Below are 11,528 nucleotides of genomic sequence, written 5' to 3'. Positions count from 1 at the left end.
ATGAATGCCTCCGCTGGTGTGAGTTTGATAGCGAGAGATACATGAGTGTTTCGCGCATCCGAATAGCTCGGTGGGTCTTTTTTGTCTACCACGGAGAGCACCGGGAGCACGGAGGCTGGATGGGTTTGTTCGGTCTACCGCGGAGAGCACCGGGAGCACGGAGGCTGGATGGGTTTGTTCGGTCTACCACGGAGAGCACCGGGAGCACAGAGGCTGGATGGGTCTTTGGGGTCTACCACGGAGCACCGGGAGAACAGAGGCTGGTTCGGGGCGGAGATGGGAGTGACTTGCCGTGAAGGTGAACTCGATGCTGGCAGACGGAGATGAATCTACTCCCGCTGGCTGACTGATGGGCGACTGGACGGCGAGGGGGCTTCGCCCGTGGGGGGACGGGCTCTCGGGAGAGGCGGCCGGCTTTCGGCTGACACGGCCGGCATCGTCAGCCACGTTGACTATGCCAACGTTGCTCGCATCGGCCACGCCCGCGACCAGAGCAACATTGCCTGTGATTATCCAAGGCAATGTAGCTCGCATTGGCCACGCCCGCGACCAGAGCAACGTTGTCTGTGATTATTCAAGCCAACGTTGCGCGCATCGCCCACGACGGCGAACAAAGCAACGTTGCCTGTGATTATCCAGCGGCCGGGGCGCACTCCATGTCCACTGCGTTCTCTGTGGTAGATACCCCGTTCCCGAGCCCGCCCGCCCCGCAGCCCGACGCCCGGCCTCCGCCCCTATTTGCACTCGTACCAGTTCTCGCCCACCCCGGTCACGACCTCCAGCGGCACGTCCAGCGGAAACGCGCCGGTCATCTCGCGCTCGATCATGGCACGCACCTCGTCGGCGGAATTGCGTGGCGCCTCGAACACGAGCTCGTCGTGCACCTGCAGCAGCATGCGGGCACCGGAGTCCGCGAGTGCGTCGTGGATGCGGATCATGGCGATCTTGATGATGTCTGCCGCACTTCCCTGCACGGGCGCATTGGTCGCGGCTCGCTCGCCGAACTGGCGGATGTTGTAGTTGCTGCTGCGGATTTCCGGGATGTAGCGGCGCCGGCCCGACAGCGTCTCGACGTAGCCGCAGTCGCGCGCCTTCTCGACCTGCGTATCGAGGTAGCGGCGCACGTCCGGGAAGCGCTGGAAGTAGTTCTCGATGAACTCCTTTGCCTCGGCGACGCTCGTGCCGAGCTGATGCGAGAGCGCGAATGCGCCGATGCCGTAGATCGTGGCGAAGTTGACCGTCTTCGCTGCGGCACGCATGTCGGCGGTCACGTTGTCGAGGTCCATGCCGAACATGATTGCGGCCGTCTGTCGGTGGATATCCGCGCCGCTGCGGAACGCCTCGACGAAGGCCGGATCACCGCTCATGTGTGCCAGGATGCGCAGCTCGATCTGCGAGTAGTCCGCCGTGACGAATACATTACCGGCATCCGGAATAAAGCCCTTGCGGATGCGGCGTCCCTGGTCGGTGCGGATCGGGATGTTCTGCAGGTTGGGATCCGCGGATGAAAGGCGGCCGGTCGCGGCGACGGTCTGCTGGAAAGTGGTGTGAATGCGCCCGGTCAGCGGGTTGACCGCCTGCGGCAGTGCATCCACGTACGTGCCCTTGAGCTTGTCGAGCTCGCGGTATTCGAGGATGAGCCGCGGGATGGCGTGTCCCTGAGTGGCGAGCTCTTCGAGCACGCTCGCGTCCGTCGAGGGCCCCGTCTTGGTCTTGCGAATGATGGGCAGCTCGAGCTTCTCGAACAGAATGGTACGCAGCTGCGGTGTCGAGCTGATGTTGAACTCCTCGCCGGCGATCTTGAAGATCTCCTCGGTCGTGAGCTGCAGGGCATGCGACAGCTCCCGGCTCATGGAAGCGAAGAAGTCACGATCGATCAGGATGCCGTGCCATTCCATCTCGGCGAGCACGGGCAGCAGCGGCATCTCGATCTCGCGGAACAGCCGCATCAGATCGTAGCTCTCCAGCTCCTCGGCCGTGCGCTGCTGCAACCGGAGCGACAGGTCGGCCTTTTCGCAGGCGAAGTCCATGGCCTGCGCGGGCGTGACCTCCGACAGCGGCCGTGAGTCGCGTCCCTTCCCTGCGACGTCTTCCAGCGTGCGCGTGCGGTACTTCATGTACTCGATTGCGAGGCCGCTCACGCTGTGATCGCGGCGCCCTGGATCGATCACGTAGGACGCGATGGTGACGTCGTAATCGATGCCCCGCATCGCCACCCCTGCACGGCGCAGCATGAGAAGATCGAACTTGAGGTCCTGACCGATCTTCAGGATCGAAGCGTCCTCGAGCAGCTCGACCAGCGGCCGGAGGGAGGGATCCGAGAGTGGAGGCAGGTTCGCAATGCCGCTCGCGTCGCCGAGGTCCAGCTCGCCCGGCCGGCGATGACCGAGCGGCAGGTACCAGGCAGTGCCCGGCTCCACGGACAGTGCAATACCCACCATGTGGGCCCGCATGGCGCCGTCGCCCTCACCGATCACGGCAATGGCCACACGGCCCGCCGCACGCGCTGCCTCGATGATCGGCGCGAGCTCGGCAGCCCTCGAAACGACGCTGTACGTCTGCTTCAGCTCCACCTCTGCCGCGCCCGTCGCATCCTCGACCTCGCGCAGCAGCGAATGGAATTCGAGGTCGAGGAAGACATCGCGCAGCGCGCGGGCATCGGGCTCGCAGACGCGCAGCGCCTCGAGGTCGAGCTCGACGGGCAGGTCGGTGATGATCGTGACGAGTCGCTTCGAGAGCCGGACGTCGTCCGCTCCGCTCAGCAACGACTCGCGCGCGCGCTTTGCCTTGATCTCCGGAGCGGCAGCCAGGATGGACTCCACGTCGCCGTACTGCTCGATGAGCTGGATCGCCGTCTTGGGGCCGATGCCACGCGCGCCGGGGACGTTGTCCGACGAGTCGCCGATGAGTGCGAGGTAGTCGATGACGTGTGTCGGCTCGACGCCGAGCCGCTCACGCGCATTCTTCGTGTCGACCCACTCCTCCTCCACGCCCGCGGCGCCGCCGCGTCCCGGGTTCAGCAGGCACACCCGGTCCCGGATCAGCTGGTAGAAGTCCTTGTCCCCGGACACGATCACCGCCTCGAGTCCCTGCTCCACCGCTGCCAGCGCGAGCGTACCGATCACGTCGTCAGCCTCATGGTCGGGAAGCTCGATCACCGGGATGCGGAACGCCTCGATGATCTGGCGGATCCGCCAGAGCGACGTGGCGAGGTCGTCCGGCATCTTCTCGCGCGTTGCCTTGTACGCCGGGTACAGTTCCTCGCGCTGGCTCGAGCCCGCATCCAGCACGACGCCGATGTAATCCGGCTCATGCTCCGCCAGGATCTTCATGAGGAACCGCGCAATGCCGAACGCGGCGGAGCTGTTCTCGCCCTTCGTCGTGACGAGCGGCCGGTTGATCATGGCGAAGTACGCCCGGTAGATCAGCGCGTACCCGTCGATCAGGAACAGGCGGGGGTGTGTCTTGGATGGCTTGTCGACCATTGATTCTCTTCCGGTGGCGCATCCGCCCGGAACCACGGCGACACCGGGAGGTGCGCGGGACTGTCAACGAAAACGCCCCGCCTGTCAAGGCGGGGCGCTCGTTGTCCTGCGGAATTCGTGGCCGGGAGGTCAGGTCGAGGGCCGCGCAACGTTGGCGGCCTGAAGCCCCTTGTCCGTCTGGCGAATCTCGAACTCCACATCCTCCCCCTCGGCGAGCGTCTTGAATCCCTCCATGGTGATCGCGGAGAAGTGCACGAACACGTCCTCGCCGTCGCTCTGCTCAATGAAGCCATAGCCCTTGGCGTCATTGAACCACTTCACCTTACCTCTGGCCATCGAACTGCCTCCTACGAAGGTTGGTCCCGGCAGCAGTACCACCACCCCTGCGCGAACGAAGCTACACCACAGTGTTCCGCAGTGTCAAGAAAAATCTTGTTGTGGCAGTAGGGCTTTCCGCTAGCTGACAGAATAGTACCGGGTTACGGCGCCACGGGGTGCTCAGTCCACCGCTGCCGATGTGCCGTAGAGGGCATCGTACAACCGTGCGTTCTGCTGGACGATCTTCACGTACTCGCGTGTCTCTGCAAACGGGATTCGCTCGCTGAACAGCTCCGGATCCGCCCATTCGGGGAACTCCATCCAGCGATCCACGCGGCTCGGGCCGGCGTTGTACGCGGCGAGGACCGCATCCACGCGGCCGTCGTACTCGGCGATCATGTCGGCCAGGAACTGCATGCCGAGCCGGATGTTGATCAGCGGGTCGTGGAGCATGGCTGGCTCGAAGCCGCTGATGCCGAGTCGTCGGGCCAGTCGCTCGCCGGTTGCGGGCATGACCTGCATGAGCCCCATCGCGCCGGCTGGACTGACAGCCCGCGCGTTGAACAGCGACTCCTGACGGATCAGGCCGGCGGCGAGGTACGGATCGATGCCATGGCGCGCGGCCTCGGCCGCGATTGCGTCGCGGTACGGCATCGGATAGACGATGCGGAGCAGGCGGCCGTTCCATTCTCCCGCACGGCGTCGCAGGTCCAGGCCGATGCGAATGCCCTGCGACGTATATCCGCGCTCGTTGAGCGCTTCGGCGAGAGCGTACAGTGATGCCACGTCGCTGCCGAAGGAGTCGCGCGCGCGGTCCATCTCGAAGGAGGCCGCGTCGCTCCAGCCGGCATCTCGCAGGAGGTCGACGACGTCGAGCGCTGCCGCCGTTGCGGCCGAGAGCGGCACCCTGGCGGGCGCCGCTCCGAGCGCAATCACGTCGCCTGGCGTGGTGTCGAGTCGTTCGGCGGCGCGGACCCCGTAGTAGTCCATCGGATCCATGCGCATCGCTTCCTGGAAGCGGGCGCGTGCGGCGGCGGAATCGCCGAGATGCAGGCTTGCGACGCCGGACCAGTACGTGGCCTGCTGGGTACGCCGGCCGGTCGGGTAGCGTGTGCGGTATGCGTCGAACCGCTCACGCGCCGCCGCGTAGTCGCCCGCGGCGAAGTCGATTCCGGCGATGCGCATGTACGCGAGGCCGACCTCTTCGGAGTCCGCACCGGTGTCGATCGCGCGGCGGAAATTGGCGCGGGCGTCGTCGAACCGCTTCTCGTCCTGGTCGAGGTCGCCGAGCAGGTACCATGCGCGCGCGGCGGTTGCGCTGCCCGGATACTGCTGCGCGAGTGATCGCAGCGCGCTGCGTGCTTCGCTGACCTGCCCACGCCGGTAGCGTGCGCGTGCAGCGTCATAGAGGGCAGGTGCAGCGACGCCGGCCGATGCTCCCTCCGCGCCCCCGCGCAGCTCGCGCTCCGCGTCGGCGTAATCGCCCGCGCGGAAGAACCCGCGACCGAGCGCGAGATGCAGGTTACGACGCTCTGCGGCGGTGCCCCGTCCCGCATCGAGCCACGCACGGATGCCGCGGCTCGCGCGGGCCATGTTGCCACCGCGCAGGTACACCTGCCCGATCGCGAGCTGGTCGTCGAGCGTGATGCCCGGCAGCTCACTCAGCAGGCGCGCGGCGTCGTAAGCTGAACTGGACGCCTCGATCGCCTCACGGAATGCGCTCATCGCGCGGGCCGTGTCGCCGCGCAGCAGGCGCAGGCGACCCACGGTGGTGAGCGCCGTGGCCTTTGTCGATCCACTGGATGCAGCCGCGATCGCCTTGGCCTCCTCGATGGCATCCACCAGCGCACCTGCCTCCTCGAGGGCGCGTACGCGGGTGAAGCGGCCGTACCGGTTGACGAGCACGCTGCCCGCCGCACCGAGCCGCCGGTTCACCGCGGTCGTATCGCCTGCCGCTGCAGCGGCGTCTGCCGCGCGCAGCGCGATCCATCGTTCGATCGAGGGGAGCAGCGCCGCGGCACTGTCGTAGGCGGCGATCGCGGCGCTGCCGCGGCCGGCCCTGGCGTGGGCATCGGCGCGCGCGAGAAGCGCGAGGCCACGGCCACGACGGGTCGTATCCTGCGGTGCACTGGCGAGCTGCACGGCGTCCAGTGTATCAGCGGCCAGCAACAGCGCGGCATCAGCGGGTCCGCCATTGCTGGACACGCTCACGATCTCGCGCGAAGGCTGCACGAGATAGAACACGATGCCGAGCACCGCAGCCGCGAACAGCAGAATCAGATAGCGCATGCTCGAACTACACGCCCGTGCATGAACCGGTCCGTGTACCCGCGGTGCGGCACCGCGCGTGAGGCCCGGCAGAGCGGTGAGCGACCGGACCGCGAGTGCTGCGGGCCGTGCTGATACGAGAGGCAGTGCGAAGCTCATCATGGATGCATTCGGGTCAAGCAAAGAGGGCCGCCTTTTGGGCGGCCCTCCGAGCGCAAACTGCGGACCGGCCGGCGATCAGGCCGAGCGGACCTCCGACGCGTGCAGCGCGTCGACCATCTTCTGCGCCGACTCCTCCATGTCGAGGACCAGGCGGTCGATGCGGCTGACGAAGTAGTTGTGCGCGATGTTGACCGGGATCGCGATCGCGAGACCGGCGGCGGTCGTGATCAGCGCGACCTTGATGCCTCCGGCGACCAGCGTCGCCTCCACCTCACCGGCCAGCTCGATCGCCTGGAACGCCTCGATCATGCCGATGACCGTTCCGAGGAAGCCGAGCAGCGGTGCGACGTTGGACACCGTCGCGAGCCAGACGAGACCGCTCTCGAGGCTCGCCATCTCGATGACGCCGACGTTCTCGATCGCCTTCATGACACGCTCGGTGCCCTCGTTGCGGCGCTCGAGGCCGGCGGCGAGGACGCGGGCGGCCGGCGCATTGGAATCACGCGCGAGCGTGAGCGCCGAGTCGATCTTGCGCTGTGCGATCAGCTCGTCGGCCTCGTTCAGGAACTTCTTCGTACGTGCCGACTTGGATGTGAGGTCGATCAACTTCCAGACGATGACGATGAGACCAATGAGGGCGCACAGCCCCAGCGGCCACATCATCCAGCCGCCGTCGCGCCACAGCTGAGCCATCTGCTCGCCGAACGAGAGGTCGGGGGCCTCCATACCAGGAATCTGGAGCATGAACAGAGAGATTGCGCTCAGACCAGCCAAAGTAACCTCCGTCGTATGGCGCTATGCGGCCCAGCTTGCGCGGGAACAGGGGAATTGAATTGTCGGCGAATGAACGCCCGATTCTACCGGGCGCCTCCGGGGGTGTCAAGAGCGGTTCTGCCGGGTCCCGGACCCGTTCCCGAGTGATGGTTCCTTGATGCATGCTGCAAACTGCCCCGGCGCCTTCTCGGCAAGGGGAGGAACGATCTGCGCGCAATCGGCATCCTTCAGCGGGTGCTGACAGCGGGGATGAAACGGGCAGCCCGAGGGCGGATTCGAGGGACTCGGCACATCGCCCGGCAGCACGATCCGTTCGCGCTGTGCCGCCGGGTCCGGCACCGGCACCGCCGAGAGCAGGGCCTGCGTGTAGGGATGGCGCGGGCGCTCGATGATCTGCGCAGTGGGTCCTGTCTCCACGATGCGTCCCAGGTACATCACGGCCACCCTGTCGCTCATGTGCTCGACCACGCTCAGGTCGTGCGCGATGAAGAGGTACGCGGGACCAAGGCGCTCCTGCAATGCTGCCAGGAGGTTGAGCACCTGCGCCTGGACCGAGACGTCCAGCGCGGAGACCGGCTCGTCGCAGATGATGAAATCCGGTTCGACAGCGAGCGCGCGCGCGATGCCGATCCGCTGGCGCTGCCCGCCGCTGAACTCGTGCGGGTAGCGCGCTGCATGGAAGGACCGCAGCCCGACCGTCTCGAGCAGCTCGTCGATCCGCCGCTTCGCGTCTGCGCCGCGGGCGATGCCATGCACGCGCAGCACCTCGCGCAGCGTGTCACCGACCGTGAGCCGCGGGTTGAGCGAGCCGTACGGGTCCTGGAACACGATCTGTGCGCGGCGCCGCAGGCGACGCAGCGCGTCGTCGTCCATCGCGCGCACATCCACACCGGCGAAGCGGACACTGCCGTCGGTCGGCTCGATCAGGCGGAGCACTGCACGCCCGGTCGTCGTCTTCCCGGAGCCGGACTCGCCGACCAGCCCGAGTGTCTCTCCGCGACGTACCCAGAAGGTCACGCCATCGACTGCCTTGACGTGGCCGACGAGGCGCGGGAACAGTCCGCGGCGCAGCGGGAAGTGCACCTTGAGGCCGCGCACGTGGAGCAGCGCATCCGGCGGCGGCTCCACGTCCTCGAGCACGCGGCAGCCGGTATCCGAGTCGCCCTTTGCGGGCGGAAGCACCGAGTCGGGCTCGGCGTCGGCCGGCGCAGTCAACCCTTCCGAGGGCACGCCTGCACCGTTCACGGGAGTGTCGTCATACGACGTCGCCCGCGGCGGTCGCGGCCCGCGAGGATCGCTCATCGTGCGTCCTCCTCCTCGAGCCAGCAGCGTGAAAGGTGACCGGCCCCAGTCTGAAAGAGCGGCGGGTGCTCGGGGCACTTCTCGAACTCGAAGGGGCAGCGTCCGCGGAAGCGACAGCCCTGCGGCCACGCGGTGGGTGGCGGGACGCGCCCGGGGATCACGGCGAGCTCCTCGGTACGCGTACCCAGCCTGGGAATCGCACGCAGCAGCCCCTGCGTGTACGGATGCCTTGCGTCGGTGAAGATCTGCTGCACGGTGCCCTGCTCGACGACCTGCCCGCCGTACATCACGATGACGCGGTCGCAGACTTCCGCGACGACACCGAGGTCGTGGGTGATCAGGACCACGGCCATACCGAGCCGTTCGCGCAGGCCCGCGATCAGCTCGAGGATCTGTGCCTGGATCGTGACATCGAGCGCGGTCGTCGGCTCGTCTGCAATGAGCAGGTCGGGCTCGCACGACAGCGCGATCGCGATCATCACGCGCTGACGCTGTCCGCCCGAGAGCTGGTGCGGGTAGACGTCGACGCGCTCTTCCGGTGACGGGATCCCGACCAGCCGCAGCATCCTGACGGCCTGCTCACGTGCTTCCCTGCGCGAGACGTCGCGATGCAGCCGCACCGCCTCGGCAATCTGGTCGCCCACCGTGTAGACCGGGTTGAGCGACGTCATCGGCTCCTGAAAGATCATCGCGATGTCGTTGCCGCGCACCGCGCGCATCTCGCGCGCCGGGAGATCCAGCAGCTCGCGTCCGTCGAAGCGCACACTGCTGCCCTCCATGATCTCGCCGGGCGGCGTCGCGACGAGCCGCAGCAGTGACAGTGCCGTGACGGACTTGCCGCTGCCGCTTTCTCCCACGATGCCGAGCACCTCGCCTTTCTCGACGGTGAAGCTGACACCATCGACGGCGCGCGCCATGCCCTGGTCGGTGTGGAAGTACGTGCGCAGGTCTGTGACCTCGAGCAGCGGCATCAGGACCTCAGGCGCGGGTCGAGCGCGTCGCGCAGGCCGTCGCCGACCAGGTTGAACGCGAGCACGACGAAAACGATCGTGAGGCCGGGGAACGTCGCGAGCCACCATGCGCCGAGCAGGTTGTCGCGTCCCTCGTTGACCATGTTGCCCCAGGTCGGCGTCGGTGCGGAGACGCCCAGGCCGAGGAAGGAGAGACCGGCCTCGAGCACGATCGTGTTGCCGATGCCGAGCGTCGCGGCAACGATGACGGGAGCGAGCACGTTCGGGATCAGGTGGCGCAGCAGGATGCGACGCGACGAGAAGCCGAGTGCGCGAGCCGCCTGCACGAACTCGCGCTCACGCAGGCTGAGCACGTCACCACGCACGATGCGCGTGGTGCTGGGCCACTGCGTGAGGCCGAGCACCGTGATGATCACCGCGATCGAAGGACTGAACAGCGCGACGATCATGATGAGCAGCACGAGGCGTGGAAACGCGAGCACCATGTCCGTGAAGCGCATCAGCATCGTGTCGACCTTGCCGCCTGCGTAACCCGCGATCGCGCCGATCAGCGTCCCCAGTGTGATGGAGATCGCGGTGGCGACAAACGCGATCGAGAGCGAGATACGCGCGCCGTACAGGATCCGGCTGAGCACGTCGCGGCCGAAGCGGTCCGTGCCCAGCCAGTGCTCCGATGAGGGCGGCAGGAACGAGGTGCGCGCGATGTCCTGCTGCGCGATCGGGTCGTACGGCGCGATCAGCGGCGCAATCATTGCGATCAGGTAGAACAGCGCGATCACGCCCAGGCCGACCACGGCAACGCGATTCTTCCGGAAATGGCGGGCGGCGATGCTCCACTGCGAGTCCCCCGCACCTGTTTCCGCCGGGCGTCGCAGGTCACGAATACCGACGAACCACGCCACCAGCACCAGCACTGCGAGCGTCGCGACCGCGACCTGGTCGTCGAGCGAGCCGGTGCCGGTCACGGCCACGATCCGCTCCCATGCGAGCACGACGACCCCGATCACGACCAGCCAGGTGAGCAGCAGCACCACGCCGAGCCCGGTGCGCCCGGTCCTGAGCTGCGGCACGCCCGGCAGCACGATCGCGAGCAGGTACGACAGAGGCCCCGGCCTGGATGGCGGCGCAGCCACGGCTGCACCCGGCGGCGGCGCCTGCACGGCTTCGTCGACGCCGAACGCGACAGGCACGTCGAGCGGCGCGCCGGATTCGGGATCGGGCGGCGCGTCCCTGCGGTCACTCGGGTCGAGGTTGCGATCTCGCTCAGTCATAGCGGATGCGCGGGTCGGCGACGGCGTACAGCACGTCCGCCACCAGGTTGCCGATCACGACGATGGTGGCGAACAGGAAGCTGGTCGCCATGACCAGCGGGTAGTCGCGCTGGTAGATCGCGTCGACGATCACCCGGCCCATGCCGGGCCATGCGAAGATGTACTCGATGAACACCGCGCCACTGAACAGGTACGGCAGGTTCAGCCCGAGCAGCGTGATCACGGGGATCATCGAGTTGCGGAGCGCATGCTTGAAGATGACGGTGCGCTCCGGCAGCCCTTTCGCGCGCGCCGTGCGGATGTAGTCCTGGCGGACGACCTCGAGCATCTGCCCGCGCGTGTAGCGCGCGACGCCAGCGGCGAGTGCGAGCGTCAGTGTCGCGACCGGCAGCACGAGGTGCGCGATGCGGTCGCGGATCTGCTCGCCCGCGGTCATGAAATCGTAGTCGACGCTCGTTACGCCGGTCGGCGGCAGCGAGAAGGGCCAGCCCCACTCGCTCGCCTTGAGCGAGAAGACGAGCATCAGCATGAGGCCGAGCCAGAAGGACGGCATGGAATAGAAGAACAGGCCGACGACGCTGAGCGAGCTGTCGGTCAGCGAATTCTGCCGCACCGCCTGGAACACGCCGACCACCACACCGATCAGGAACACGAGCACGAGCGAGATCGCGGCCAGGATCAGCGTGTTCGGAAGCGCATCGAGCAGGATCGCGGCGACCGGGCGGCTCTGTGCGAACGAGTAGCCCCAGTCGCCGGTGAAGAACGACATCATCCACTTCACGTACCGCACGTGCACCGGCTGATCCAGCCCGAGGTTGACGCGGAGCTGCTCGATGATCTCCGGCGGCATGTTCGGGTTCATGTACGCCGCAGCGGGATCGCCGGGCGCGAGGTTCAGCACGAAAAACACGAGCGTTGCGATCCCGAGCAGGAGCGGGATCGCACCGAGCACGCGCCGCAGGATGAACGTACCCATG

The 11,528-nt window shown here is 67.0% G+C and carries 8 protein-coding genes; all 8 read right to left on the bottom strand.

What is annotated here, in order from left to right; translation table 11 throughout:
- Positions 1-734 precede the first annotated feature (734 nt).
- Positions 735-3,485: a DNA polymerase I gene (polA, locus tag VFU06_16430; protein ID HEU5210984.1), complete on the bottom strand. Its 2,751-nt coding sequence runs from the start codon at positions 3,483-3,485 to the stop codon at positions 735-737.
- Between the two features lie 129 nt (positions 3,486-3,614).
- A complete protein-coding gene (locus VFU06_16425; GenBank protein ID HEU5210983.1) occupies positions 3,615-3,821 on the bottom strand; it encodes a cold shock domain-containing protein in 207 nt (68 codons plus the stop codon).
- Positions 3,822-3,983: 162 nt separating this feature from the next.
- The gene (locus tag VFU06_16420) at positions 3,984-6,092 is read right to left on the bottom strand and encodes a transglycosylase SLT domain-containing protein (protein HEU5210982.1); all 2,109 of its coding nucleotides are present in this window, start codon (positions 6,090-6,092) and stop codon (positions 3,984-3,986) included.
- A 216-nt stretch (positions 6,093-6,308) separates the two neighbouring features.
- A complete protein-coding gene (locus VFU06_16415; protein ID HEU5210981.1) occupies positions 6,309-6,977 on the bottom strand; it encodes a MotA/TolQ/ExbB proton channel family protein in 669 nt (222 codons plus the stop codon).
- 135 nt (positions 6,978-7,112) lie between these two features.
- Positions 7,113-8,309 carry an ABC transporter ATP-binding protein gene (locus VFU06_16410; protein ID HEU5210980.1) on the bottom strand — a complete coding sequence of 399 codons (1,197 nt, stop codon included), beginning with the start codon at positions 8,307-8,309 and terminating at the stop codon, positions 7,113-7,115.
- Positions 8,306-9,280, bottom strand: a complete 975-nt coding sequence (locus tag VFU06_16405) for an ABC transporter ATP-binding protein (protein ID HEU5210979.1) — start codon at positions 9,278-9,280, stop codon at positions 8,306-8,308. The genes VFU06_16410 and VFU06_16405 overlap by 4 nt, the downstream gene beginning before the upstream one ends.
- Positions 9,280-10,551 carry an oligopeptide ABC transporter permease gene (opp4C, locus tag VFU06_16400; GenBank protein HEU5210978.1) on the bottom strand — a complete coding sequence of 424 codons (1,272 nt, stop codon included), beginning with the start codon at positions 10,549-10,551 and terminating at the stop codon, positions 9,280-9,282. The genes VFU06_16405 and opp4C overlap by 1 nt, the downstream gene beginning before the upstream one ends.
- Entirely contained in the window at positions 10,544-11,527 is a 984-nt protein-coding gene (locus tag VFU06_16395; GenBank protein ID HEU5210977.1) for an ABC transporter permease, read from the bottom strand. Before VFU06_16395 ends, opp4C begins: the two co-directional genes overlap by 8 nt.
- Between the last annotated feature and the right edge of the window lies 1 nt (position 11,528).

The organism is Longimicrobiales bacterium (assembly GCA_035764935.1).
Lineage (GTDB): Bacteria > Gemmatimonadota > Gemmatimonadetes > Longimicrobiales > RSA9 > DASTYK01.
The sequence above is the reverse complement of the archived record's forward strand: the minus strand, read 5'-3'. Positions and strand labels throughout refer to the sequence as shown.

What these genes read in the sequence shown, in the direction of transcription:
- VFU06_16395 (HEU5210977.1), bottom strand. Translation starts at nt 11,527, where the DNA reads ATGGGTACGTTCATCCTGCGGCGCGTGCTCGGTGCGATCCCGCTCCTG.
- opp4C (HEU5210978.1), bottom strand. Translation starts at nt 10,551, where the DNA reads ATGACTGAGCGAGATCGCAACCTCGACCCGAGTGACCGCAGGGACGCG.
- polA (HEU5210984.1), bottom strand. Translation starts at nt 3,485, where the DNA reads ATGGTCGACAAGCCATCCAAGACACACCCCCGCCTGTTCCTGATCGAC.
- VFU06_16405 (HEU5210979.1), bottom strand. Translation starts at nt 9,280, where the DNA reads ATGCCGCTGCTCGAGGTCACAGACCTGCGCACGTACTTCCACACCGAC.
- VFU06_16420 (HEU5210982.1), bottom strand. Translation starts at nt 6,092, where the DNA reads ATGCGCTATCTGATTCTGCTGTTCGCGGCTGCGGTGCTCGGCATCGTG.
- VFU06_16425 (HEU5210983.1), bottom strand. Translation starts at nt 3,821, where the DNA reads ATGGCCAGAGGTAAGGTGAAGTGGTTCAATGACGCCAAGGGCTATGGC.
- VFU06_16415 (HEU5210981.1), bottom strand. Translation starts at nt 6,977, where the DNA reads ATGCTCCAGATTCCTGGTATGGAGGCCCCCGACCTCTCGTTCGGCGAG.
- VFU06_16410 (HEU5210980.1), bottom strand. Translation starts at nt 8,309, where the DNA reads ATGAGCGATCCTCGCGGGCCGCGACCGCCGCGGGCGACGTCGTATGAC.